25 protein-coding genes are annotated in these 23139 nt (G+C 70.5%); 13 read left to right on the forward strand and 12 right to left on the reverse strand.

Going from position 1 to position 23139, the window contains the following annotated elements; all coding sequences use genetic code 11:
• Positions 1-62: 62 nt before the first annotated feature.
• Positions 63-887 carry a nuclease-related domain-containing protein gene (locus ACQPWU_RS44310; RefSeq protein WP_433431634.1) on the forward strand — a complete coding sequence of 275 codons (825 nt, stop codon included), beginning with the start codon at positions 63-65 and terminating at the stop codon, positions 885-887.
• Here ACQPWU_RS44310 and ACQPWU_RS44315 read toward each other — a convergent pair.
• Positions 884-1579, reverse strand: coding sequence for a TetR/AcrR family transcriptional regulator (locus ACQPWU_RS44315; RefSeq protein WP_433431635.1), 696 nt, complete (start codon positions 1577-1579; stop codon positions 884-886). The genes ACQPWU_RS44310 and ACQPWU_RS44315 overlap by 4 nt on opposite strands.
• A gap of 92 nt (positions 1580-1671) precedes the next feature.
• Between ACQPWU_RS44315 and ACQPWU_RS44320 the strand changes: the two genes are divergently transcribed.
• Both ACQPWU_RS44320 and ACQPWU_RS44325 read left to right on the forward strand, forming a co-directional pair.
• Positions 1672-2466 (forward strand): thioesterase family protein, encoded by a 795-nt coding sequence (locus ACQPWU_RS44320; RefSeq protein ID WP_433431636.1) that lies wholly within the window; start codon positions 1672-1674, stop codon positions 2464-2466.
• A gap of 128 nt (positions 2467-2594) precedes the next feature.
• Positions 2595-3491 carry a transposase gene (locus ACQPWU_RS44325; protein ID WP_433431637.1) on the forward strand — a complete coding sequence of 299 codons (897 nt, stop codon included), beginning with the start codon at positions 2595-2597 and terminating at the stop codon, positions 3489-3491.
• Positions 3492-3511: 20 nt separating this feature from the next.
• Here ACQPWU_RS44325 and ACQPWU_RS44330 read toward each other — a convergent pair whose 3' ends face one another.
• Positions 3512-6208, reverse strand: a complete 2697-nt coding sequence (locus tag ACQPWU_RS44330) for an ABC transporter substrate-binding protein (protein WP_433431638.1) — start codon at positions 6206-6208, stop codon at positions 3512-3514.
• Positions 6209-6354: 146 nt separating this feature from the next.
• Here ACQPWU_RS44330 and ilvD point away from each other — a divergent pair, with 146 nt between their 5' ends.
• From ilvD to ACQPWU_RS44345, 3 genes are all read left to right on the forward strand, one after another.
• Positions 6355-8193 carry a dihydroxy-acid dehydratase gene (ilvD, locus tag ACQPWU_RS44335; RefSeq protein WP_433431639.1) on the forward strand — a complete coding sequence of 613 codons (1839 nt, stop codon included), beginning with the start codon at positions 6355-6357 and terminating at the stop codon, positions 8191-8193.
• Positions 8194-8278: 85 nt separating this feature from the next.
• Positions 8279-8773 carry a helix-turn-helix transcriptional regulator gene (locus ACQPWU_RS44340; RefSeq protein WP_433431640.1) on the forward strand — a complete coding sequence of 165 codons (495 nt, stop codon included), beginning with the start codon at positions 8279-8281 and terminating at the stop codon, positions 8771-8773.
• Positions 8774-8840: 67 nt separating this feature from the next.
• Complete coding sequence (locus tag ACQPWU_RS44345; protein ID WP_433431641.1) at positions 8841-9716, forward strand: serine hydrolase; 876 nt, start codon at positions 8841-8843, stop codon at positions 9714-9716.
• Here the strand turns inward: ACQPWU_RS44345 and ACQPWU_RS44350 are convergent.
• Genes ACQPWU_RS44350 through ACQPWU_RS44360 form a run of 3 tightly spaced genes read right to left on the reverse strand, consistent with a single transcriptional unit; the run spans position 9713 to position 11274 of the window.
• Positions 9713-9916: an FmdB family zinc ribbon protein gene (locus tag ACQPWU_RS44350; protein ID WP_433431642.1), complete on the reverse strand. Its 204-nt coding sequence runs from the start codon at positions 9914-9916 to the stop codon at positions 9713-9715. The genes ACQPWU_RS44345 and ACQPWU_RS44350 overlap by 4 nt on opposite strands.
• A gap of 4 nt (positions 9917-9920) precedes the next feature.
• On the reverse strand, positions 9921-10721 hold the full coding sequence (locus tag ACQPWU_RS44355; RefSeq protein WP_433431643.1) for a GNAT family N-acetyltransferase: 801 nt from the start codon (positions 10719-10721) through the stop codon (positions 9921-9923).
• Between the two features lie 46 nt (positions 10722-10767).
• On the reverse strand, positions 10768-11274 hold the full coding sequence (locus tag ACQPWU_RS44360; RefSeq protein ID WP_344992955.1) for an HNH endonuclease: 507 nt from the start codon (positions 11272-11274) through the stop codon (positions 10768-10770).
• A gap of 285 nt (positions 11275-11559) precedes the next feature.
• Here ACQPWU_RS44360 and ACQPWU_RS44365 point away from each other — a divergent pair, with 285 nt between their 5' ends.
• The 3 genes from ACQPWU_RS44365 to ACQPWU_RS44375 are packed head-to-tail and all read left to right on the forward strand — an operon-like array spanning position 11560 to position 14772.
• Positions 11560-13617, forward strand: a complete 2058-nt coding sequence (locus ACQPWU_RS44365) for a prolyl oligopeptidase family serine peptidase (RefSeq protein ID WP_433431644.1) — start codon at positions 11560-11562, stop codon at positions 13615-13617.
• A 10-nt stretch (positions 13618-13627) separates the two neighbouring features.
• Positions 13628-14419, forward strand: coding sequence for a helix-turn-helix domain-containing protein (locus ACQPWU_RS44370; protein ID WP_433431645.1), 792 nt, complete (start codon positions 13628-13630; stop codon positions 14417-14419).
• A gap of 5 nt (positions 14420-14424) precedes the next feature.
• The gene (locus ACQPWU_RS44375; RefSeq protein WP_433431646.1) at positions 14425-14772 is read left to right on the forward strand and encodes a VOC family protein; all 348 of its coding nucleotides are present in this window, start codon (positions 14425-14427) and stop codon (positions 14770-14772) included.
• 13 nt (positions 14773-14785) lie between these two features.
• Here the strand turns inward: ACQPWU_RS44375 and ACQPWU_RS44380 are convergent, their stop codons facing one another.
• Positions 14786-15370 (reverse strand): TetR/AcrR family transcriptional regulator, encoded by a 585-nt coding sequence (locus ACQPWU_RS44380; protein ID WP_433445436.1) that lies wholly within the window; start codon positions 15368-15370, stop codon positions 14786-14788.
• Positions 15371-15458: 88 nt separating this feature from the next.
• Between ACQPWU_RS44380 and ACQPWU_RS44385 the strand changes: the two genes are divergently transcribed.
• Positions 15459-16445 carry an NADP-dependent oxidoreductase gene (locus ACQPWU_RS44385; protein WP_433431647.1) on the forward strand — a complete coding sequence of 329 codons (987 nt, stop codon included), beginning with the start codon at positions 15459-15461 and terminating at the stop codon, positions 16443-16445.
• On the opposite strand, the gene purU is transcribed toward ACQPWU_RS44385, so the two are convergent.
• Both purU and ACQPWU_RS44395 read right to left on the reverse strand, forming a co-directional pair.
• A complete protein-coding gene (purU, locus tag ACQPWU_RS44390) occupies positions 16442-17296 on the reverse strand; it encodes a formyltetrahydrofolate deformylase (RefSeq protein WP_433431648.1) in 855 nt (284 codons plus the stop codon). The two genes, ACQPWU_RS44385 and purU, sit on opposite strands and share 4 nt — an antisense overlap.
• Before the next feature lie 293 nt (positions 17297-17589).
• Positions 17590-18477: an LLM class F420-dependent oxidoreductase gene (locus ACQPWU_RS44395; protein WP_433431649.1), complete on the reverse strand. Its 888-nt coding sequence runs from the start codon at positions 18475-18477 to the stop codon at positions 17590-17592.
• 33 nt (positions 18478-18510) lie between these two features.
• Between ACQPWU_RS44395 and ACQPWU_RS44400 the strand changes: the two genes are divergently transcribed.
• On the forward strand, positions 18511-18882 hold the full coding sequence (locus ACQPWU_RS44400; RefSeq protein ID WP_433431650.1) for an ArsR/SmtB family transcription factor: 372 nt from the start codon (positions 18511-18513) through the stop codon (positions 18880-18882).
• A 10-nt stretch (positions 18883-18892) separates the two neighbouring features.
• Positions 18893-19405 (forward strand): NUDIX hydrolase, encoded by a 513-nt coding sequence (locus ACQPWU_RS44405; protein WP_433431651.1) that lies wholly within the window; start codon positions 18893-18895, stop codon positions 19403-19405.
• On the opposite strand, the gene ACQPWU_RS44410 is transcribed toward ACQPWU_RS44405, so the two are convergent.
• From ACQPWU_RS44410 to ACQPWU_RS44420, 3 genes are all read right to left on the reverse strand, one after another.
• Positions 19351-20094: an MBL fold metallo-hydrolase gene (locus ACQPWU_RS44410; protein ID WP_433431652.1), complete on the reverse strand. Its 744-nt coding sequence runs from the start codon at positions 20092-20094 to the stop codon at positions 19351-19353. The genes ACQPWU_RS44405 and ACQPWU_RS44410 overlap by 55 nt on opposite strands.
• A gap of 67 nt (positions 20095-20161) precedes the next feature.
• A complete protein-coding gene (locus ACQPWU_RS44415) occupies positions 20162-20971 on the reverse strand; it encodes a hypothetical protein (protein ID WP_433431653.1) in 810 nt (269 codons plus the stop codon).
• A gap of 16 nt (positions 20972-20987) precedes the next feature.
• On the reverse strand, positions 20988-21605 hold the full coding sequence (locus ACQPWU_RS44420; RefSeq protein WP_433431654.1) for a TetR/AcrR family transcriptional regulator: 618 nt from the start codon (positions 21603-21605) through the stop codon (positions 20988-20990).
• A gap of 58 nt (positions 21606-21663) precedes the next feature.
• Here ACQPWU_RS44420 and ACQPWU_RS44425 point away from each other — a divergent pair, with 58 nt between their 5' ends.
• Positions 21664-22596, forward strand: coding sequence for a zinc-binding dehydrogenase (locus tag ACQPWU_RS44425; RefSeq protein WP_433431656.1), 933 nt, complete (start codon positions 21664-21666; stop codon positions 22594-22596).
• 80 nt (positions 22597-22676) lie between these two features.
• On the opposite strand, the gene ACQPWU_RS44430 is transcribed toward ACQPWU_RS44425, so the two are convergent.
• Positions 22677-23129, reverse strand: coding sequence for a hypothetical protein (locus ACQPWU_RS44430; RefSeq protein WP_433431658.1), 453 nt, complete (start codon positions 23127-23129; stop codon positions 22677-22679).
• Between the last annotated feature and the right edge of the window lie 10 nt (positions 23130-23139).

A 23139-nucleotide genomic window follows, 5' to 3' on the forward strand; every position in this document is an offset into this window, starting at 1 on the left:
CATAAAACTATGGACAGGGCAACACTAGGAATCGTTCCGATCTCCGAGCTACGGTGAGTTACGTGGACTCCGACAATCAGCGAGAAGACGGTCACAACGCGTCACCAATCTGGGTGAGCGACCGGCCAGAGAGCGAGCAGACCGCCGCCAAGCCTTCGGCGCCCACCTCCACGTACGCGCCCGTCGAGCGCGCGTCCGTGCGTAGCCTGCTGCAACAACCACGCTTTCGCCGCCTGCGCAACCGCGCGCTGCTGGCGATCGCCGTCGCCGTGGTGGTGGGCTTCCTTGTGAGCGACTGGCGGGTGGGCGTGACCGCGGGCGTGCTCGCGGGCATCCTGGAGGCGGTCTATCGTGCGCGTTCGCACTCGTCCGTGCCCGCCTGGCGGCGCACGTCCGTGGCGGAGCGCCGCACAGAGGCGCAGCTGCGCAAGCTCGAGCGCAGCGGCTATCGCACGCTCCACGCCAGGGCGATCCCCAACAGCGAGGCCCAGATCGACCATCTCGTGGTCGGCCCGACCGGCGTGTACGCGGTCGACTCCGAGAAATGGGACAAACGGCTGCCGGTACGCGTCCAGATGGGCAAGAAGCTCTTCCACGGCCCCTTCGACAAGAAGGCCCGCCTCACCGAGGCCAAGTGGGAGGCGTCGCAGGCCAGCGAGCTGATCACCAAGTCGTTCGGCCGCGAGGTGGCGGTCGTGCCCTCGCTCGCCATCTACGGCCCCCCGGTGCCATGGAAGATCATGACCATCCGTGGCGTGGACGTCTACCAGGGCGACCGCGCCCGCAAGTGGATCACCAAACGCGAGCGGGCGCTGACCGACGGCGAGATCGACCGGATCTACGACATCGCCGCCCAGGTCCTCCCCGCCCGGTACGGCGACGACTAAACCCCCGGCTCCCCGGCGTCCGGCAGCAGCCGGGCGCCGAAGTCGTCCAGGGCGGCGGCCAGCTCCGCGCTGGGCGGCAGCTTCTGAGGCAGGCGCGAGTACAACGCGGTGCCGAACCCGGCGATGCGCACGATGTGGTCGATCAGCGCCTCCCTGTCACGCGGCCACGGGAACGAGGGCTGCGCGATCAGCAAGGAGACGCAGCCGTGCACGGCCGACCAGAGGCCCAGCGCGAGCTCCTCGGGATCGCCCTCGAGCACGCGCGTCTCCACGCAGGCCGCGACCGCGTTCACCATGTGACGGAAGCACTCCGCGGCGGCCGGCGGCACGCCCGGTCCGGTTGAGGCCCGCATCATCAGCACCCTGTACTGCACCGGGTGGTCCAGGGCGAAGCGGGCGTACGCGCGCCCGCACTTTCCCAGGGCGATGAACGGGTCGCCGCCCAGGTTCTCGCTGAACATCCGGCCGAACTCGCCCCAGACCCGCAGGCACACCGCCTCGACGAGCTCCTCCTTGTCGGCGAAGTGCATGTAGACCGACGGCGTGGACACCCCTGCCCGCATGGCGACGGCGCGAAGCGTGAGCGCGTCCTCGCTGCCCGACTCGGCCAGCAGGTCCTCCGCCGCCCGCAGGATCTCCTCCCGCAGCAGCACTCCCTCTCCGCGTCTTGCGCGTACGCGTCTGGTGGTCATGATCTCAGGTTGACGCCGTCAGGTTAACGATGTCAATCTGATCTCCTGCGGAAGGGATTGCGAAAATGGGGACATTTCGAGAAGCGACCGCATTGACCGCTCGTGGCGACGGCGAGTTCGAGGCCGTGCTGGACGCCCAGTGGAGCGTCGGGAACCGGCTGCACGGCGGCTACCTGCTGGCCGTGCTCGCCAGGGCCGCGACCGAGAGCGAGGCGGGCGCGGGCCATCCGCACGTGACGGCGGTCAGTGGCTCCTTCATCGAGCCGCCCGAGCCCGGCGAGGCCCTGGCGCGGGTGGAGACGCTGCGGGTCGGCCGGAGCGTGGCCCAGGTCAGGGCCTCGCTGGTGCAGGACGGCCGCACACGCGTCGAGTCGCACATCACGCTCGGCCTGCTGGACGACTCGGGGCCCTGGTGGTCCGCGCACGAGCCGGTCGAGCTGCCTCCCGAGGACGAATGCTTCCTGGCCCCGACCGATCCCCCGGGCACGGATCTCCTGGTGCCGCTGATGTCCGTGATCGAGGAGCGCATCGTTCCCGAGCACCTGTCCTTCGCGTTCGGCGCCCCCACCAAGCGCGGCGTCATCGCGAGCTGGCAACGGCTGGCCGACGGCTCGGACTGGGACCCGCTGAGCCTGCTGGTGGCGCTCGACCCGGTGCCGCCCGTGTCGTTCGACCTGGGGCTGTCCGGATGGGTGCCGACCATCCAGCTGTCGGCGTACATCCGCAGGCTGCCCGCTCCCGGGCCGATCAGGGTGCGGCTGTCGGCCACGGACGTCGGCGGCGACCGGATGGACGAGGCGGCCCACATCTGGGACGACAAGGGCCGTCTGGTGGGCCAGTCCACCCAGCTCGCCGCCGTGCGGCTCCCGGCCGGCGAGTCCGGCTGACCTGCGTTCCTCCACCCCCGCCGCACTTCGGCAGGGGTGGCGGCGATCACCGTACTCCGGCCTAGATCGCTGATGTGAAATTTTGGTGATCGGCCGCGGGCGTGACGAAGGGCGTCCATTGTCGGTGTGTGAAGACTGACTTAGACGCCCTTCTGACCGCACTCTATGTGCATCTGGACGATCACGTGATGCCTTCGCGGGGACGGCCTCGCGGACGGGGCCGGCCGCCGGTGCTGACCCCGGCCGAGGCGGTGGTCGTGGCAGTGGCGCAGGTGCTGCTGCGGTGTGATGACGAACGCCGCTGGATGCGGATGGCGGCCAGCCGGATCGGGCACCTGTTCCCCAGGCTGCCGTCCCAGTCGCAGTACAACCGGCAACTGCGTGATCTGGGGCCGGCCATGTCGGCGGCGGCGTTGTGGCTGGCCCGCCAGGTCCCGACCTGGCACGAGCCTTTGCGGCTGATGGACGGCACCCCGATCCGCTGCGGCGCCTCGCGAGTGACGGTCAACAGATCACACCTGGGTGAGATCGCCGGATACGGCATGGACAAGTCCCACCACGCCTTCTACTGGGGCGCCAAGCTGATGCTGATCACTACCGCTGATGGCGCGGTGACCGGCTTCAGCCTGGCCCACCCCAAAGAGCTCGATGAACGCAAGCAGGCCCTGCACCTGCTGCACGTCCAGCAGATAGCCGACGGGCCATGCCCGATCGTGTGCGACAAGGGATTCGCCGGAGCCGGCATCGAGAAGGCCGCCGCCGATCTGGGTCATCTCCTGATCCGGCCGACCCGCGAAGACGAGCCTGCACGCGCCCTGCCCTTTCCCGGCTGGCTGCGCCAGCGCATCGAGGCGATCATCTGGACACTGAAGAACCAGCTCGGCCTCGAACGCCACAACGCCCGCCACCCCGACGGCCTCTGGGCCCGTATCAGCCAGCGCATCCTCGCCCTCAACGCCGCAATCTGGCACAACTGGAACACCGACGCACCCGTGAAACGGTCCCTGACCGCCTACGACCACTAACCCAAATTCACATCAGCGATCTAGCGGTAGATCTCCGGGATCGAGTCGCACCACGGGAAGAACTCGCTGCGGCCGGCCCGGGTGATGTCGCCGCATATGCCCACCTGGGTAGGTCGATCGGCTCCCTTGACGTGCAGGATCAGGACGGCCTTGTCCAGCGGGTACTGCCGGGCCGAGTCCGCGCCGAGGTCGAGCGCGCCCGTGGCGCCCTCGATGGCGTGCCCGCTCTGGTCCGGTGTGTGCAGGGTGCCGAGCTGCCGCCAGACGGTGTACGAGTTCACCGGCACGCGGTGCCGCTCCTTGCCGAGCCGCCGGATCGCGGTGATCATCGTCTCCGTGGCGTCGTAGGCCAGGGCGGCGTGCCCGTCCAGCGTCCGCCCCGGTCCCGGTTCCTCGCACTCGAAGGGGAACGTGGCGAACAGGTCCGCGTAGAAGTCGTGGCGCTGCGGCTCGCCGCACTTGTTCGGCGCCGCGGCGAACGACTCGTAGTAGTAGCCCACGCTGCTGACGTCCGACCTGACCCGCACGTCGGCGACGTACCGGGTGACGTCGTCGCCGCCGAGGATGGCCGGCGGCGCGCCGGCGCACTTGTCGGCCACCCCCTTCACGAACTCGGCGAAGTCGGGGATGCCGCGCCCGGCGAAGTACACCAGCCCGTCGAACCCGCACGCCGACACCCCCGCGTCCCTGGGCTCCCCCGCGTAGGCGTCGTCGCTCCTGTCCTCGGGCCCCGGCTTGGCGCCCCCGACCGGCGTGAACCTGAGCCCCTCGACCGCGAAGCCGCGCTCCTGGAGGCGGGCGATGACCCGGCTCTTGAGGTTGGAGGCGTAGTAGTCGGTCACGTCGTGCGAGTAGTACACCCGGGCCTTCCTGGCCACCTCGCCCTTCTTGACCAGCGAGTCGGCGAAGGCCGCCGCCATCCACGCCTGCCTGGAGTTCTGCGGGGCGACCTGGAAGTAGAACGGCGACTCGTTCACGAGGCGGTCGGCCGACAGCGTGGACGCCACCATCGGCAGCCCGGCCTTGCCCAGCTCCTGGATGGCCGCGACGGTCTCCTGGCGGCTCTGGTCCAGCCCGACCACGCCCACGATGGGCGCCTCGTCGTCGCGGTAGCGCAGCAGCAGCCTGGCGATGCTCGAGCCGTGCTGCATCCTGCCGCCCGCGTTCGCGAGCAGGATGCGGACGAGGGGCTCGCTGGGCCCCGTGGAGCCGTTCTGCCGCTTCTGCGCGACGGCCACGCCCGCCAGGCCCTCGCGGGCGGCGGCCAGCGTGTCGCGGTCCGTCGAGGTCAGCGCCGCGAGGTAGACGATCGTCACGTACGGCCGGTCGCTGCCCTCGTGGAGTTGCGCGGCCCGCTCGTTCTCCCGCTGGAGCACGGCCTGGACCTGCCGGATCTCGGCGTTGCCCGGCGAGAACAGGTAGCCGGGCTCGGCCACGCCCACGCACTCGGTGCCGGCCAGCTGCCTGCCGCTCTCCGTCCATGGCGTCCACAGGCCGGTGGCGCAGGCGTTCCTGTGCCAGGCGGCGGTCTGGCCCGCGTACGCGCCGACAGCGCCGGCCAGGGCCATCCAGAACAGCGCGATGGCCGTCCACGACGACCACCAGGGCGCCACGCGGGCGGGCGGCACCCAGGCGGCGTCCATGACGTCGTACTTGGACAGGTCGGAAGGGACGGGAGGCGCCGAGATGGTGAGCGGCGTGTCCAGAACGCGCCGCCAGGTGGCGGGGTCCTCGGCCGTGACAAGCTCGCGCCGCCAGCGGATGAGCCGCCACAGCGGCTCCTCGTCGTCCTCCAGGAGGACCGCGCCTGGCCTGTACGAGACCACCACGACCGGGTCGAACCTGCCGAGGTCCGCGCGCCGCTCCTCGATGAGCTCGACGAGCCCCGCGCCGTTCTCGTTGAGCAGCAGGAGCGGGTAGAGGACGTGGGCCGCGCCGCGTACGTGCAGCGGGGAGCGCCGGTACTGCCTGATCAGGTCATCCATGAACGCGCGCAGCAGCAGCCGCGAGACGCGCCGCTCGTCGGCCGGGTCCAGGCCGGACAGCAGGGCCGCGACGCCGGGCGCCTTGGGATCGTCCTGCGACAACGCGCGCCGCAGCCAGCGGAAGCGCCCGCCGAGGCCGGGCACGCGCCCGCTGAGGCGCAGGTCGTGCAGGAAGCCGGGTAACAGCTTGAGCAGCAGGTTGACCGGGAAAGGGACGTGCTCGGCGCCCCTGCCGGCCGTGTCGACGCCCCATCCCCAGTTGCGGTCGGATTCACGCAGGACGCGGCGTGCCTGCTCCTCCTTGCCGTGGGACTCGGCCAGCCGCTCCACGAGCTGGGCGGTCAGCTGGTAGCGGGGGAAGCGGAGCCTGGCGCCCCGCAGCGCGGCGACGATCCGGGAGAGGACCTTCGGCACCGGCTCCCCCGGCTGGATGTCCGGGCGCGCACGCGGGATCCCCGGCGAGACGACGTGGACGGCCTGCCGGCCCTGCGGCGTCAGGATCTCCGGCCAGTCGCCTGCCTCGCTCAGCTCGACCAGGGGGATCCCCATGCGGTCGATGTGCTGCCTCTTGTCCTTGCCCTCCCGCCATTTGGCCAGCAGCGGCTGCCTGGCGGCGTGCGGCGAGTCCTGAACGCCCTCTCCCCTGGCGGGCCTGCGGCACAGGCGGTCTATGGTGTGGATGAAGTTGCCGACCCTGGCGGGATCGTCGAGCATGACTGCCCCGTTGCTCATTTGATCTCTGTAACACGAGTTCGGCCGCGGCCGGCTTCTTTTCGGGCTCGATCCGGTAACCAACCGTCCGATGCGTGGACACGTGTCTCAGTTGCCGGGCAAGTGGCCGTAACATGTGAAGACTCGCTAGCGATGGGAGATGCGCAATGCCCGCCCTCAGGTCACGTACAGTCACCCACGGCAGGAACATGGCCGGTGCCCGGGCCCTGCTCCGGGCGACCGGCGTAGCCGGGAGCGACTTCGGCAAGCCGATCATCGCGGTGGCCAACAGCTTCACCCAGTTCGTGCCGGGTCATGTGCATCTCAGGGATGTCGGTGACGTGGTGTCCGCGGCCATCAGGGAGGCCGGGGCGATCCCGCGGGAGTTCAACACGATCGCCGTGGACGACGGCATCGCGATGGGCCACGGCGGCATGCTCTACTCGCTGCCGTCGCGCGAGCTGATCGCCGACGCCGTGGAGTACATGGTCAACGCGCACTGTGCCGACGCGCTGATCTGCGTGTCCAACTGCGACAAGATCACGCCGGGCATGCTGCTGGCCGCGTTCAGGCTGAACATCCCGACGATCTTCGTCTCCGGTGGCCCCATGGAGGCCGGCAAGACGCCGGGCAAGAAGCTCGACCTGATCGACCCCATGATCGCCTCCGCCGACGACTCCGTCTCGGACGCCGAGCTGCTGGAGATGGAGGAGAACGCCTGCCCGACCTGCGGCTCCTGCTCCGGCATGTTCACCGCCAACTCCATGAACTGCCTGGCCGAGGCCATCGGGCTGGCCCTGCCGGGCAACGGCACGATCCTGGCCACGCACAAGGCGCGCAAGAAGCTGTTCGAGGACGCAGGGCGGCAGCTCGTGGAGATCACCCGCCGCTACTACGAGGACGACGACGAGTCGGTGCTGCCGCGCTCGATCGCCACCCACGACGCGTTCGAGAACGCCATGGCGCTCGACGTCGCGATGGGCGGTTCGACCAACACGATCCTGCACATCCTGGCCGCGGCCCGCGAGGCCAGCGTCGACTTCGGGCTCAAGGAGATCAACGAGATCTCGCTGCGTGTCCCGTGCGTCTGCAAGGTCGCCCCGGCCACGGACAAATACCACGTCGAGGACGTCCACCGCGCCGGCGGCATCCCCGCCATCCTGGGCGAGCTCGACCGGGCCGGGCTGCTGCACCGCGACGTGCCCACCGTGAACGGCGGCACGCTGGCCGACATGCTGGCCTCCTGGGACGTGAAGTCGCCGACGGCGCTGCCCGAGGCCGTCGAGCTCTGGCACGCGGCCCCCGGCAACGTCCGCACCGTCAAGGCGTACTCGCAGGACAACCGCTGGGACGACCTCGACCTCGACCGCGCGGCCGGATGCATCCGCGACCTGGAGCACGCCTACACCGCGGACGGCGGCCTGGCCGTCCTCTACGGCAACATCTCGCGTGACGGCGCGGTGGTGAAGACGGCCGGGGTGGACGAGTCGATCTGGAAGTTCAGCGGCCCCGCGGTGGTGTTCGAGTCGCAGGAGCAGGCGGTCGAGGGCATCCTCGGCGGGCGCGTCAAGGAGGGCGACGTGGTGGTCATCCGCTACGAAGGCCCCAAGGGCGGCCCCGGCATGCAGGAGATGCTCTACCCGACGTCCTTCCTCAAGGGCAGGGGACTCGGCAAGGTCTGCGCGCTGGTCACCGACGGCCGCTTCTCCGGCGGCACCTCCGGCCTGTCGATCGGCCACGCCTCGCCCGAGGCGGCCGAGGGCGGCGCGATCGCGCTGGTCGAGGACGGCGACATCATCGACATCGACATCCCCAACCGGTCGATGGAGCTGCGGGTGCCCGAGGCCGAGCTGGCCGCTCGGCGCGAGCGGCTGCTGGCGGACCTGGGCGGATACCGGCCGCGCGACCGCGACCGGCAGGTGAGCGTGGCGCTGCAGGCGTACGCGGCGATGACGACGTCCGCGTCCACGGGCGCCTCGCGCGATCTTTCCCAGCTGTCGCGGTAGGGACGACCTGTGCGGCAGGCGACAGGGTTCTTACCTGCCGCACAGGTTTTCGAAAAATGTCGGTCCTCATCCCTATTCTTGGGGTATGACGACAGTCGTGAAGCACGATACTCGCCCGCTGACGACCGCCGAGATCGCCGCCCTCGCTCTCTCCCTCGCCCACCTCGGAGCGGGCCCCCAGGCCGTCACCGCACGGCGTGGCCTGCAGCACGCGTTCGAGCACCTGGAGCTCGACGACGACGTCATCGCCACCACGCTCACGACCCTCACCGAGCCGCTGCCTGTGGAGGTCGCCTCCAGGGCCAGGCTCATGGCCGACGCCATCACCAGCCGCCTCATGATCCGCCTGCACTACCGCGACGCCTCGGGCATCATCACCACGCGCGACGTCGAGCCGGTGACGTGCCTGGTCCACCGCGAATACTGGTATCTGGTCGGCGTGTGCAGGATGCGCCGGGCGATCAGGGCGTTCAGGTTCGACCGGATCATCGCGGTCGAGCCCACGCTCACGCCGTCCCGCCCGCATCTGGCTGACCGGTTCCTGCCCTTCCAGCGGCGCAAGCGCACCAGAGCCGCGTAAAAAACTGGCCCGCGCTTGACCGGACGCGCCCCCGGCCTTTGGGGTCGCGACTGACAGGCTCCCGCACATGCGTGTTCGGAGATTCTCCCTCGTCTCTGTCCTGCTGGCCGTGGCCGGATGCGCCGGCCCCTCGATCGCCGCCCCGCCGCCGGACACTCCCGTCCGGCAGCCGGGCGGGGTCGTCGTCGAGAGCGTGCTGCCCGTTGCCGCGCGGCACGCTCTCGACCAGACGTTGGACCGCTACCTGCGCCATCGTCCCGGCCGCGCGGCACTGGCCGTCTACGACCGGACGACCGGCACCAGGTACGCCTTCCGCGAGCGCACGCCGTTCATGCTGGCCAGCGTGGCCAAGGTGGACATCCTGCTGGCGTTCCTGCTCAGCAAGCGCGGCCAGTTGAGCGACTACGAGCGCAACCTGACCTCCCGGATGATCCGTGACAGCGACAACGACTGCGCGGGCGAGCTCTACATGACGATCGGCGGCCGGGACGGGTTCGCCGAGGTCCTGCGCCGGCTGGGCGTCGAGCACACGTCGCCAGGACCGGAGCTCTACTGGGGAACGACCCTCAGCCGCCCCTCTGACCAGGTGAAGGTGCTGGAGCGGCTCACCGACCCCGAGGGGCCGCTGCCGGCCCACGACCGGCGCTACGCGCTGAAGCTCATGTCGTCCGTGCAGCCGTCGCAGGCGTGGGGGGTCAGCGCCGCCGGGGGCGAGGTGGCGCTCAAGAACGGGTGGCTGCCCGCCGACGCGCACGGCGGGCTCTGGACGGTCAACAGCGTGGGGCGGCTCGACGTACGCGGGCACGAGCTGCTGATCGCGGTGCTGTCGGAGCGCAGCCCGACCATGAAGACGGGAATCGCCACGGTCGAGCGGCTCGCCCAGCTGGCTGTGGACTCGCTGACGAGATCCGAGGAGATCGCCAGCGCCACCGAGGTCTTCTAGGAGGAGCAGCACCCTCCGCCGCAGCAGCCCCCGCTCGCCCTGGGCGCTGCCGCGCCGCCCGTCATCGACACCGTGGACAGCAGCTTCACCGTGTCGTCGTGCCCCTCAGGGCAGGTCGCCGGGTCGGCGGAGGCCGACATGGGACGGGAGACCTCGAACGTGGAGCCGCAGGCGCGGCAGCGAAAGTCGTAACGCGGCATGTGCTTAAGAATAGGTCAGGTGCGCGTAGTCGGACACGGGCTCGTAGCCGATCGACTGGTAGATGGCGTTGCTCGTGGGGTTGTTGAGGTCGGTGAAGAGCACCACCTCGTCGCAGCGCTCCGTCAGGCCTATGTGGCTGGCGTACGCCGTGACCGCGGCGCCGTACCCGTGCCTGCGGCACGAGGGAGGCGTGTAGACCGGGCCGATGCGGCAGACCCCGCCGGCCGCCGGGGAGAGCGCGGCCAGCGAGACCGGAGCCTCGCCCACCTCCCAGACGAACAGCTCTCGGGCCGCCAGCCGCCGTGCGACCCGGTCAGCCACGTCGGCGTCCCCGCCCGTCGACACCTCCTCGCCGAACGCCTGGTACCAGCTCGCCAGCAGCGGGAAGTCCGCGGGCACGGCCGGCCTGCCGTGACCGGGCACATCGGGGACGGTCAGCGTACCGAGGCGGTAGAGGCGCTCCGGCACCACCTGCTCGGGCGCTCCCAGCAGCCGCTCGACCTCTGAAGTCAGCTCGACCTGGCCCGTCACCGCGGCGAGCCCGCCGCCGAGCGCCTCGACGAGCGGTGCGACTGCCTCGACGGGCATGATGGCGAGTCCGACGGGATGCGGCGGCGTATGGATGAAAGCGCCCCGCACGTCGCCGCCGACCGTCCACCAGCCGAAACGTGGGTCCTTGGCCGGCATGCCGACCCGCAGGTTGGCCAGCACGGTCAGCGCGACCGTGTTGTGCACCGGGTCGCCGAGCAGGAACGGCTCGGCGACCGCGGCGTACTCCTCAACGTCTGAGGTTAAGGTCCACATGCCTACTCATGGTGTCAGGCAGTGGCCTTGGGGGACAAAGCGGTTTTCAGGCCGCGGCCTCGAGGTAGGGCGCCCATTGCGGGTCTCCGGCGAGCGAAGCGCCGATGAGCCGCCAGTGAGCGCCTCGTGGCACCGACGGGTCGAAGCGGAGCGTCCACCCAAGTTCCTCCAGGTACTTGTCGGCCTTTCTGTGATTGCAGGTGGTGCAGGAAGCGACGCAGTTTTCCCAGGTGTGGGTGCCGCCTCTGGACCTCGGGATGACATGGTCGATGGTCTCGGCCCGCTGCCCGCAGTAGGCGCAGCGGTAGTCGTCGCGCCGCATGAGGGCGGCCCGGGTCAGGGGGATGCGGGACCGGTAGGGGATGCGGACATATCTCCGGAGCCTGATCACCGAGGGGACGTCGAGCGTGCGGCTCGCGGAGCGCAGCACCGCGCCCCTGCCGTCGCGGTGGACGACATCGGCCTTCTCCCGCAGCACCAGCACGACGGCCCGGTGCAGCGAAAGGGTGGTCAGTGGCTCGTAGGTGGCGTTGAGCAGCAGGACCTGGCGCATCATCGGGCCTCTCCCTGCTGCGCGCGTATCAAAGGGGACATGCCGCGGCATGTCCCGACTGTCGGCCCCTCCTGGGGCACTCGTGCTTCCGTCACGTGGACCTCCGCCGGACGGTCCAGCGGATGGTCACCACGGCACCGTCCTGTCACCAAGTCTGGCGTTTGCACCGTGGTCCCCGCCACCCCAAAAATCCTCTAGCCGGAATGGACCACTGGGACACACGATACGTTTTATGCCCGCTTCACCAGCGCTTTACGCATGTCCTTTGGCAGTAGGGTTCCCAGCATGAAGCTGGAGCCGTATCCGACCGCACGCCGCGAAGACACCGTCGACATCCTGCACGGCACGCCCGTGCCCGACCCTTATCGGTGGCTCGAGGATCCAGACAGTCCAGAAACCAAGGGATGGCTGCTCGCGCAGGCCGAGCTGTACAGCGGGCAGCGCGGGGAGCAGCGGTTCAAGAGCCGCATCGCCGAGCTGCTCAGATCCGGCTCGGTGGGCGCGCCGGCCTGGCGCGGCGGGCGCCACTTCTTCACCCGCCGTACGCCCGACCAGGAGCACGCCGTCTACTACGTCGTCGAGCCTGACGGCACGGAGCGCGCGCTGATCGACCCGATGGCGATCGACGCGTCGGGGCTGACCACGCTGGACGCCGTGCAGCCCGACAAAGAGGGGCGGCTGCTGGCCTACCAGATCTCCGTGGGCGGCGACGAGGAGTCGATCCTCTACGTGATGGACGTCACCACGGGCGCGCGGGTCGAGGGGCCGATCGACCGCTGCCGCTACTCCCCCATCGCCTGGCTGCCCGGCGGGGAGGCCTTCTACTACGTACGCAGGCTGCCCAGCACCGAGGTGCCGGAGAACGAGACGCAGTTCCACCGCCGGGTCTACCTCCACCGCGTCGGCACCTCCACCGAGGACGACGTGATGATCTTCGGCGAGGGCCTGAAGATGACCAACTACTACGGCGTCTCGGTCTCGCGTGACGGGCGCTGGCTGCAGGTGTCGGCGCACGAGGGCACCGCGCCGCGCAACGACCTCTGGGTGGCCGACCTGACCGCGTCCCCGATCGACCGGCCTGAGCTGACGGTCGTGCAGGAGGGCGTGGACGCGCAGGCGGGGCTGGTGTTCGGCCGCGACGGCAAGCTCTATGTCCACACCGACCGCGACGCTCCCAGGGCTCGCGTGTGCGTCACCGACCCGGCCGCGCCCGGCTTCGAGACCTGGCGCGACCTGATCCCCGAGGATCCCGAGGCGGTGCTGAGCGACTTCGCGATCCTCGATGACCTGGAGCGCCCGGTCATGCTGGTGGGCTGGACCCGCCACGCGATCAGCGAGATCACCGTCCATGACCTGGAGACCGGCGAGCGCGTCGGCGAGGTGCCCACACCGGGGCTCGGCTCCATCGGCGGCATCACCGAGCGTCCCGAGGGCGGCTACGAGGCGTGGTTCGGCTACACCGACAACACCACGCCGCCCACCATCCAGCGCTACGACGCCAGGACCGGCGAGACCACGCTCTGGGCGGCCTCCCCCGGCGCGGTCGAGGTGCCCCCCGTGCGCACCTCGCAGGTCGTCTACCGGTCCAAGGACGGCACCGACGTCCGCATGCTGATCATCTCCCCCGCCGACGACACCCCGGGTCCGCGCCCCACCATCCTGTACGGCTACGGCGGCTTCGGCCTGTCGATGACCCCCGGCTACTCCGCGTCCATCCTGGCCTGGGTCGAGGCCGGCGGCGTCTATGCCATCGCCAACCTGCGCGGCGGCGGCGAGGAGGGCGAGGAGTGGCACCGCGCGGGCATGCTCGGCAACAAGCAGAACGTGTTCGACGACTTCCACGCCGCCGCCGAGCACCTCATCGCGACCGGAGTGACCACGCCCGAGCAGCTCGGCATCTCCGGCGGCTCCAACGGCGGCCTCCTGGTGGGCGCCGCGCTGACGCAACGCCCCGAGCTGTACGCGGCCGTCGTCTGCTCGGCGCCGCTGCTGGACATGGTCAGATATGAGAACTTCGGGCTCGGCGCCACCTGGAACGTCGAGTACGGAACGGCCGAGGACCCCGAGCAGTTCGGCTGGCTGCTGGGCTACTCGCCCTACCACCACGTCAAGGAGGCGGTGACGTACCCCGCGACGCTCTTCACCGTCTTCCAGTCCGACACGCGTGTGCACCCGCTTCACGCGTGGAAGATGTGTGCGGCGCTGCAGCACTCCTCCACCGGCGACCGTCCGGTGCTGCTGCGCAACGAGGCCGAAGTGGGGCACGGCGCGCGGTCGGTGAGCAGGACGGTCGATCTGTCGGCCGACACGCTCACCTTCCTCGCCCGGCACACGGGGCTATAGTCTCGACGGCATGAGCGAGCTGGGGCTGGCCATGGTCGATGCCACCCCCAGCGCTGCTCTGCGGCCCTACGTGACGCGGCTGTGCGCGTATCGCGAGCATTACGCTGCGCCCGTGGTCCGGTCGGAGATGGCGATGCCCGGGGCCGTGCTCATCCTCGCGCTCGGCGCGCCGATGGAGGCCGGCGGGCGACGGGTCACGGCGTTCTCCGGCGGGCTGGGCGACCGCTTCACGGTCACGCGCACAGTGGGGCCCTGCGAGGGCGTGGAGGTGGTGCTGACGCCGTTCGGGGCCAGGAGGCTGTACGGCGTGCCGATGCGGCACCTGACCAACCTCGTGGTGCCTCTCGACGACCTGCTGGGGCCTTGGGCCGGCACGGTGCTGGACCGGCTGGCCTCGATGCCGTCGCGGGGAGAGCGGCTGGCGCTGGTCGACTCCGTGCTCCGCGCGCGGATCTCTTCCGGGCCCTCCGTACGCCCCGAGGTGCCATGGGCGTGGGCCCGGCTGCTGGAGTCGGGGGGCCGCCTGGGCGTGGCGTCGCTGGCCGAGTCGCTGGGCTGGAGCCACCGGCATCTCGTCGCCCGCTTCCAGGACGAGATCGGGCTGCCGCCCAAGACGGCCGCACGGGTGATCAGGTTCGGGCGGGCTCTGCGGATGCTGCGGTCGGGCCGGGCCATCACGGCCGTCGCGGCGGAATGCGGCTTCTACGACCAGGCGCACATGAACCGCGAGTTCCGGGTGCTGGGCGACACGACGCCAGGTCAGATTCGTCCAAGACCCTCGCCTGCCTGCCCGGCATCCTGAGATTCATGAGAACCGTTTACGCACTAGCCCGCTACCAGGACTGCCAGGCCGCGATCGACTTCCTGACCAGCGCGTTCGGGTTCCGGGCGCATGAGACATCCAAGGACGAGGAAGGCGTGGTCAACCACGCCGAGCTGATGGTCGGAGACGATCTGATCATGATCGGGCGGGGGAAGCCCGGCGGGCCGGGGATCTACATCGCGGTCGAGAACGTCGACGCCCATCACGATCGCGCCAGGGCCGCGGGGGCCGAGATCACCATGGATCTCACCGACCAGCCCTACGGATCACGCGAGTACGCCTGCAAGGACCCGGAGGGCAATCCGTGGTTCTTCGGAACGTACCGGCCCTGAGCAAACGGGTTGCTCAGCCCGGGGCCAGGGACCGCGGGGCGGGGACCGGGAGTGGGTGGGCGGCCTCGGGGCGCAGGCCGTCGAAGACCAGGCTCAGATAACGTCGCCAGAGCTCGGGGACCGCCTCGCCCAGCGGGGCCGTCGCCTGGACGACGGCGTTGATCAGCAGCAGGACGTCCTGCCCCGTGACGTCGCCCCGCACGACCCCGTCGCCCCTGGCCCGCGCCGTGAGCGACTCCGCGACCGCGACCAGCCGCTCGCTCGCCGCCCTGACCTGCGGCTCCTCGCGCATTTCCGCCGTGAACGCCACGCAGAACGACCGCAGCTCGACCCCCGTGGCCATGAAGTCCAGCACCGCCTCACCGGGGTCCGCGCACTCGAGCAGCGCCTCACCTCTGGCCACCAGCGCGTCGAGCTGGTCGCTGAGTATCGCGGCCATGAGCTGCTCCTTGGTCGCGAAGTGCCGGAACACCGTGCCCTTGCCGATGCCCGCCCGCGCCGCGATGCGCGCGATCGAGACGTCCATGCCGTGCTCCGCGAACTCGGCCGCCGCCGCGTCCAGCAGCAGCCGCCTGTTACGCACCGCGTCCGCCCGCATGTTCGCCACACCAGGACCCTACCGTAACCGGACCGCCCGGTCATATTATGCTTAACCTGACCAAGCGGTCCGTTTATCGGAGGTTCCCATGAAGGCACTGGTGGCGAGGGGTTATGGCGGGGCGGAGGTCCTGGAGGTGGCGGACGTGCCGGTCCCGCTGCCGGGCGCCGGCCAGATCCAGGTCAGGATCGCGGCGGCCGGGCTCAACCCGGCCGACCTCAGGATCGTGAGCGGGGCGTTCAAGGACTCGGTCCCGCTGGAGTTCCCGCACGTCCTCGGAAGCGACTTCGCCGGTACGGTCACGGCCGTCGGACCGGAGGTCGGACGATTTTCCCCGGGTGATGAAATATTCGGACTCGGCCAGGCGCGGGCGGCCGGGAGCATGGCAAGCCTGGTGTCCTCGCCGCCGTCGTTCACGACGGGCACGATGGCCGAGTACGCGGTCTTCGACGCCGACACGCCCGCCCTCGCGCTCAGGCCCGCCGAGCTCCCCGCCGAGCACGCCGCGAGCCTGCCCGTCGCGGCGCTGACCGCCCTCCCACTGCTCCGCGCCGGGGATTTCGCACGTGGGACGAAGACACTGGTCATCGGGGCGGCCGGCGGGGTGGGCGGCGCCGTGGTGCCGCTGCTTGCGGCGCAGGGCGTACACGTGATCGCCACCGCGATCCCATCGGACGAGGGCTACGTCCGCGGACTTGGCGCCTCTGAGACGATCGACTACCGCTCGGCCGACGTCGCCGCCGAGACTCGGAGCCGCCATCCAGACGGCATCGACGCCCTGGTCAACCTGGCCCTCCCGGGGACCGCCCTGCCCGCCTTGGCAGGGGTCGTACGCCCGGGAGGCCGGCTGCTGAACATCGCCTTCCCCAGCCCCGGCCCGTCAACCGGCTTCGAGACCGTCTACACCAACGCCCGTCCCGGCGACCTGGAGGAGGTGGCCGCCCTCGCCCTGAAAGGCGTCCTGCCCTCCACCGTCACCCGCCGCTACCCGCCGGCCGAGGCGGCGAAGGCGTACTGGGACCTGGAGCACGAGCACGTGAGAGGGAAGCTGCTGGTCACGGCGGTGGATGCCTAGCGCGGGAAGATGATCGTCTTGTGCCCGTCGAGCAGCACCCGCTGCTCGGCGTGCCACTTGACCGCCCTGGCCAGGGTCACGCACTCCACGTCGCGCCCGATCGCCACCAGGTCCTCAGGAGAGTGGCTGTGGTTGACCCTGGCCACCTCCTGCTCGATGATCGGCCCCTCGTCGAGGTCGGAGGTCACGTAGTGGGCCGTGGCACCGATCAGCTTGACGCCGCGGCTGTAGGCCTGGTGGTACGGCTTGGCACCCTTGAACGACGGCAGGAACGAGTGGTGGATGTTGATCGCCCGCCCGCTCAGCTTCTCGCACAGCTCCTGCGACAGCACCTGCATGTAGCGGGCCAGCACCACCAGGTCCACCTGGTAGTGCTCCACCAGGGCCAGCACCTCGGCCTCCTGCTTGGCCTTGGTGTCCGGCGTGATCGGCAGGTGGTGGTAGTCGATCCCGTACGACTGCGTGAGCGGGCGCAGGTCGGGATGGTTGGAGACGACCGCGACGATCTCGATGTCCAGGGCCTTGGACCTGACGCGATAGAGCAGGTCGTTCAGGCAGTGGTCGAACTTGCTGACCATGATCAGCACCCGCGGCTTCCTGGCCACGTCGCGCAGCTTGAACTCCATGGCGAAGTCGGGTGCGAGCGCCGCGAAGGCCCCGCTGAGCTCGTCTTCGCTCAACGGCCCCGCGAACTGCACGCGCATGAAGAAGCGCTGCCCGACCCGGTCTCCGAACTGCTGACTCTCGATGATGTTGCACCCTTTTCCGGCCAGCAGGCCAGAAACAGCGGCCACCACACCGGGCCGGTCGGGGCAGGACAGGGTCAGGATGTACTCGGCGGAGCTGGGCATGCTTCACTCTCGCAGGCGTCGGGTCGTCGGTCGCCGCTGGGCCGATCTTGGCAGCGTACCGGGCGGGCGGCAAGCACAGAGAGTACCCGACTGAGGCTCCGCGGCCGATCGTCCATCATCCGCTCGATCCCGGGTAGTGATCTTCTCGCCACCGGCGTCTTCGTGCTCGTGCAGCTCGTTCTGACGGCGGATGCGATGAAGGAGCGGGAGCTGGTGCGCCGCCTCGAGGTCGTCGGGTGGCCATCGGCAACGCGGCGGACGCCATCGCCGACGGCGCCTGCCGCGTAAGGGCGTTAAAGGCCGAGGGGACCCGCCAGGTCGGTCAGCTGGGTCAGGGCGTGGGCGAGGTCGGGAGCCTCCGGGGAGAGGGGCTGGATGGCCACATGGTTGGCGCCCGCGTCGAGGTGGGCTTGGATGCGCTTGACGATGGCGCCCGCGTCGCCCCAGGCCACGATGGCGTCCGCGAGCCGGTTGCTGCCCCCGTCGGCGAAGTCGTCGTCCGTGAAGCCCAGCGTGCGCAGGTTGTTGATGTAATTGGGCAGCTTCAGGTAGTACGCCAGGTGGGCGCGGGCGATCTCGCGGGCGCGGGTGGGGTCGGACTCCAGGACGACCGCCTGCTCGGGGATCAGGAGGCGGTCCGGGCCCAGGATCTGGCGGGCCTGGGAGGTGTGCTCCGGCGGGACGAAGTACGTGTGGGCGCCGTCGGCCTTGTCTCTGGAGAGCTCCAGCATCTTGGGCCTCAGGGCGGCCAGGATCGTGGGGGCCGGGGACGAGGGTTTGGGGAGGGCCTGGACAGCCTGGTCCATGCCCTCCAAGTAGGAGCGCATGGCGGTCAGAGGCTTGGTGTAGTCGTGGCCGCGGCTCTTGACCAGGGGGCCGTGGCTGACTCCGATGCCGAGCAGGAAGCGGCCGGGAAAGGCGTCGGCCAGCGCGACCGCGCCGGCCTGCATGGCCATGGCGTCGCGGGCCCAGATGTTGGCGATGCCCGTGCCGACCGCGATGCGCTCGGTGGCCGCCAGAAGGATGGCGGACATGGTGAGCGGCCCCTTGCTGCCGCCGCCCTCGTTGATCCAGAGCGAGCCGTAGCCCAGCTCCTCGATCCGGGCCGCCGCGCGCCGCGCCTCCTCGGCGGGAGCCTTGCTGATCATGGGATGCCACACTCCGACGCGCCCGATTTCCACGGCCGCTCCCCTCGCGTAAGATGTTCGATCGAGATGGAACACTACACCGGTGTTCGACCACAGTCGAACAGGACACGCGGCCTGACGCACACGTCCCCGCTCGAGGTCTCGCTGCAGGCCGCCCTCGACGCGCTGGGCGATCCGATCCGCCGCCGTATCGTGCGGGAGCTGGCGGGCGTCCCCGACTGGGCGCGCGCCTGTGGCACGTTCTCCCATCTGCCCGTGGCCAAGTCCACGCTCAGCCACCACTTCTCGGTGTTACGCAACGTGGGGCTGCTCGAGCAGCGCGACGAAGGCGCCCGGCGGCTCAACCGCCTCCGCCGCGACGAGTTCGACGACCGTTTCCCCGGGCTGCTCGCGCTCGTCCTGGACGAGGAGCAACCCGACGACCGCACCGCTGTGTAACGTCTGTCCGGTGAGCACGACAGAGGGAGAAGAGGCCCGGACGGGCAGCAGTGACCGTCCCGCCGCTCGTGTCGTCTGCCTGGACCGCGATGGCAGGGTGCTGCTGATGCACTGGTACGACCCCGTCAGCCGCATGGAGGTCTGGGAGCCGCCCGGCGGCGGCATCGACCCTGGCGAGACGGCGCTTGAGGCGGCCAAGCGGGAGCTGGCCGAGGAGACCGGACTGCCGGGATCGGCCGTGCGGGAGCGGTTCGTCGAAGTGGCACGCGACTTCGCGTGGCTCGGGATCCGATACGTGAAGACCGAGCCGTTCTTCCTGGCCACGTTCGACGAGGCCCGGCCGGCGGTGGAGCCGGGAGAGCTCACCGAGGAGGAGCGCGAGGTCTATCTCGGTTACGCGTGGGCCGAGGAGTTGCCCGACGGAGTCGAGCCGCCCGAGCTGGCCGAGGTGATCGAGAAACTCACGCGTCAGGCCAGGCGCACTGTGGTGCCCGCCGAGGCGACGGACAGGTCGCCGCCGTAGGACTTCGCCGCCGCCGCGAGCGCGGGCTCGGGCGGCGTGTCAGGCCACAGGTGGGTGAGCAGGAGGCGGGCCACGCCCGCCGACGCCGCGGTACGGCCCGCGTCCAGCGCGCTGGACAGATAACGAGCATCCTCTTCCGGGACCCGTTCCGGATATGTCGCCTCGGCCACCAGCAAGTCCGCATCCGCCGCCAGTTCCGCCAGTTCGGCGGACGGCCCTGTGTCACCGGTGTAGGCGATCACGCGACCGCCCGCGCTCAGCCGCAGACCGGCGTTCGGCACGTGGTGCGGCAGGTCGAACGCGTCCAGCCGGAAAGGGCCGATCTCGTACGGCACGCCGGGGTTCAAGTCGTGCGCCACGAAGCTGCCCGCCAGCATGCGCCGCTTGTCCAGCGCCAGCACGGCATCGAGCGCGCCCGGCGGGGCGTACACCGGCAACGCCTGAGCCGGGACGTCCGCGAGAGCTCGGGCGCGCAGCAGCGGGTTCAGATCGGCACAGTGGTCGGGGTGGCCGTGGGTGACCAGCACCGCGTCCACCTCGTCCGCCCGCATGCGCTCGAGGAGCCGCGGCAGGGTGGCATAGCCCGGATCGATGAGGGCGCGGAAGCCCTCCGCCTCCACCACGTATCCGCTGCACGCCTGCCCGGCCGCAGGCCAAGCGCCACATCCCCCTAAAACAACAAAAATCACAATAACCCCTTAATGAAGTAGGAAAAATCGGCGAGCATCCCCAACTCGCTCCCGCTGTGGGACTGACTCAGCTCGACGCCCTGTGCGGATGGCCCGGCCCGTCGCGGAAGTGACCGAGCTCCTCCAGCGTGGTCACCAGGAGCTCGCGCAGCAGCGTGCCCGCCACCTTCTCGTGCTCGGCCTCCACGGGCACCCCCTTGCCCACCCTCTCCTGGTAGACCTCGCGCTCGCGCACGTCGGTGTACGGCAGGGCGGTCATCCCGACGGCCACCGTGACCCGGGTGCCGCCGCGGGGCAGGACTGCCACGGTATGCGTGCGCAGGCACGTCTCGTCCGGCGCGCCGTACCAGCCGCTCTTGACCCCCGCCCCGGGCGATCGGATGACCTCCCGGACACCGAACGCCTGCGACGCGCTGACCTTCCGCATCCACCCCAGGATGGTCTCCGCGACCGGGTCGCCCGCGACGGCGGACTGGGCGAGCACCGCGTACGCGGTCGCGACCTCGTCGGCGGCCACCTCGACCGAGCCGAACCGGGAGGGGTCGCCGTTGGGCGGTGACCATGCGATGCCAGTGCGCTGACGGAGGTCGTCGAGGATGACGCGCGGGCCTACGGCGAGCCACAGGTTGAGCGTGTCGGCGTTGGAGGACACGACCACCGCGGGCTCGGCGTGCCGCCGCCAGCGGTCGGCGTCGGGGATGCGGGCCGCGCTCACCCACGCGTACAAGGGCTTGAGCAAGGACGCGCAGCGCAGCCGCGCCAGCCCCGAGGTGACGCTCACCGTGCGGGCGGGCGGCCCACCATAGCCGCGCCTGATGCCCGCGGCCTGGACGCTGGCGCTGTGATCGAGGTCCTTGAGCAGCTCGTTGAAGCCCACGTTTCTAACCGTAGACCTAAGGAGCACTCCCCCAACGGCCTTCGTACCACTCTGTAGTCGGCGGTTCGCCGGGCAGCTCGGTCGCCCCTGGCGCCCGCAGGCCGTCGAGCGCGATGGTCAGCAGGCGCTCCTTGACATGCGGATGCTCGCCCCCAGGAGACGGGCGGCTGAACTGCTCCATCAGCAGCGAGATGTCGAGGGTGGTCACGTCGCTCCTGAGCACGCCGGCCTCACGGGCCCTGGTGACCAGCCGGCCGGACAGCTCCGTGGACTTCCTGGCCGTGCGCCACATCTCGTCCGTGACTTCGATGGTGCCCGCCACCGGCGCGAGGGCGCCCGCCCGGAAACCGACGCACGTGCGTACGTACAGGCACAGACCCTCCCATGGATCCGGCTCGGCCAGCCCGGCCTCGGCCGCCTCCACCCCACGCTCCATGGCGATCATGCACAGGCGCTGGAGCAGCTCCTCCTTGGTGCGGTAGCGGCGATAGAGGCTTCCCATGCCCACACCCGCCGCCTTGGCGATGGCCGACACGGGCGCGTCGAACCCCTGCGTCGTGAACACCTCGTGCGCCGCCCGCAACAGCCGCAGATCGTTCCGCGCGGCCTCGGCCTGCCTCCCGCGTGTGCTCATGCCGTACAGGCTATTAGAATTTCGGAGCGAAACGCTCCGATAGAAGGGAAGGCTGGTCATGCGTGCGGTGGTCCTGAGGCGGTACGGCGGGCCGGAGGCGCTGGTCGTGGAGGAGGTGCCGGACCCGACTGCCGGCCCTGGACAGGTGCTCGTTGCGGTGTCGGTGGCGGGCATCACGTTCGTCGAGACGCAGGTACGCGCGGACCGGGGGCCACGGCGGGCCGAGCTGCCTGCGATCCTGGGCAACGGCGTAGCGGGCACGGTCGTCAAGACGGGCGAGGGCGTGGACGAGGCGCTGCTCGGCGCGCGGGTGGTCAGCACGCTGGGCGGATCTGGCGGCTACGCGGAGCTGGCGGTGGCCGACGCCGCGGACCTGATCCCGATCCCCGACGGGCTGTCGTCCGAGGTCGCGGTGGCGCTGCTCGCCGACGGGCGCACCGCCGTGGGCCTCGCGCGGGCCGCCGCTCCGAAGCCCGGTGAGTGGGTGCTGGTGGAGGCGGCGGGCGGTGGCGTGGGGAGCCTGCTGGTGCAGCTCGCCGTCGCCGCGGGCGCCCGCGTCGTCGGCGCGGCGAGCAGCGCCGCCAAGCGTGAGCTGGCGGCCGGCCTGGGCGCGGAGCTGACGGTCGACTACACCGACCCTGCCTGGACGCGCCAGGTACGTGAGGCGACCGGCGGCCTGGACGTGGTCTTCGACGGGGTGGGCGGCGAGATCGGCGCGGCGGCGCAGGGGCTGCTCAAGGACGGGGGCCGGTTGAGCGTGTACGGGATGGCGGGCGGTCCGATGACCACGCCGGACCCGCGCGTGACGGCGGTCGCCTGGCCCCAGGTGGACCTGCGCGAGCTCGCCAGGGAGGCCCTGGCGCAGGCAGCCGCCGGACGCCTGCGCCCGGCCATCGGCGCTACCTATCCCCTGGCGTCCGCCGCCGAGGCGCACGCCGCCATCGAGGCCCGCGCGGTCACCGGCAAAAGCCTGCTGACGGTTCAGATCTGAAGGCGGACGGCCGCGCTCTCCTCCCCTGCGCACTTCGGTGCGCTCGTGCTCGAGGTGGACGGGCAGGACAACCCCGGATGTCAAACGCCGAACCGCGCCCAGGACACAATGAGCGCCGCGGGGATCAGCGCGATCATGCCCAGCGCGGTCACCACCTTCCACCGCCGCGCCACACCCGGCCCGGTACTGAAAGCCGCCACGGCCCCCGCCCCCGCGAAGACCGCGCCGGCCGTGACCGCGTGCGCGAACGACGAGGTCCACGACGGCAGCGCCTCTCCGACGAGCCTGAACACCACCAGCACACCGGTCGCCACCAGCGCCACCCGGCGCCCCGGCCGCACGTCGACCCGTTCCAGCACGTACGCGGACCCGATGACCAGCGCCAGCGAGATCACCACCACGACCCCGACGGCCGGGGCCAGGCATCCCCAGTCCTCGCAGCCGATGCCTGCCCAGGCCAGGCGCACGGTGGCCCACCACAACACCCCTAATGCCGCGTACACCGCAGCCGCCCGCCCCATTCGCCCCCGCATAGCCCCATGG

The sequence above is a fragment of the Nonomuraea sp. CA-141351 genome (assembly GCF_050944675.1).
Lineage (GTDB): Bacteria > Actinomycetota > Actinomycetes > Streptosporangiales > Streptosporangiaceae > Nonomuraea.

Excerpts from the sequence above, each read along its gene's own strand:
- ACQPWU_RS44315 (WP_433431635.1), bottom strand. The coding sequence starts at position 1,579 with ATGACCACCAGACGCGTACGCGCAAGACGCGGAGAGGGAGTGCTGCTG.
- ACQPWU_RS44330 (WP_433431638.1), bottom strand. The coding sequence starts at position 6,208 with ATGAGCAACGGGGCAGTCATGCTCGACGATCCCGCCAGGGTCGGCAAC.
- ilvD (WP_433431639.1), top strand. The coding sequence starts at position 6,355 with ATGCCCGCCCTCAGGTCACGTACAGTCACCCACGGCAGGAACATGGCC.
- ACQPWU_RS44340 (WP_433431640.1), top strand. The coding sequence starts at position 8,279 with ATGACGACAGTCGTGAAGCACGATACTCGCCCGCTGACGACCGCCGAG.
- ACQPWU_RS44345 (WP_433431641.1), top strand. The coding sequence starts at position 8,841 with ATGCGTGTTCGGAGATTCTCCCTCGTCTCTGTCCTGCTGGCCGTGGCC.
- ACQPWU_RS44350 (WP_433431642.1), bottom strand. The coding sequence starts at position 9,916 with ATGCCGCGTTACGACTTTCGCTGCCGCGCCTGCGGCTCCACGTTCGAG.
- ACQPWU_RS44355 (WP_433431643.1), bottom strand. The coding sequence starts at position 10,721 with ATGTGGACCTTAACCTCAGACGTTGAGGAGTACGCCGCGGTCGCCGAG.
- ACQPWU_RS44360 (WP_344992955.1), bottom strand. The coding sequence starts at position 11,274 with ATGCGCCAGGTCCTGCTGCTCAACGCCACCTACGAGCCACTGACCACC.
- ACQPWU_RS44365 (WP_433431644.1), top strand. The coding sequence starts at position 11,560 with ATGAAGCTGGAGCCGTATCCGACCGCACGCCGCGAAGACACCGTCGAC.
- ACQPWU_RS44370 (WP_433431645.1), top strand. The coding sequence starts at position 13,628 with ATGAGCGAGCTGGGGCTGGCCATGGTCGATGCCACCCCCAGCGCTGCT.
- ACQPWU_RS44375 (WP_433431646.1), top strand. The coding sequence starts at position 14,425 with ATGAGAACCGTTTACGCACTAGCCCGCTACCAGGACTGCCAGGCCGCG.
- ACQPWU_RS44380 (WP_433445436.1), bottom strand. The coding sequence starts at position 15,370 with ATGCGGGCGGACGCGGTGCGTAACAGGCGGCTGCTGCTGGACGCGGCG.
- ACQPWU_RS44385 (WP_433431647.1), top strand. The coding sequence starts at position 15,459 with ATGAAGGCACTGGTGGCGAGGGGTTATGGCGGGGCGGAGGTCCTGGAG.
- purU (WP_433431648.1), bottom strand. The coding sequence starts at position 17,296 with ATGCCCAGCTCCGCCGAGTACATCCTGACCCTGTCCTGCCCCGACCGG.
- ACQPWU_RS44400 (WP_433431650.1), top strand. The coding sequence starts at position 18,511 with ATGGAACACTACACCGGTGTTCGACCACAGTCGAACAGGACACGCGGC.
- ACQPWU_RS44420 (WP_433431654.1), bottom strand. The coding sequence starts at position 21,605 with ATGAGCACACGCGGGAGGCAGGCCGAGGCCGCGCGGAACGATCTGCGG.
- ACQPWU_RS44425 (WP_433431656.1), top strand. The coding sequence starts at position 21,664 with ATGCGTGCGGTGGTCCTGAGGCGGTACGGCGGGCCGGAGGCGCTGGTC.
- ACQPWU_RS44430 (WP_433431658.1), bottom strand. The coding sequence starts at position 23,129 with ATGCGGGGGCGAATGGGGCGGGCGGCTGCGGTGTACGCGGCATTAGGG.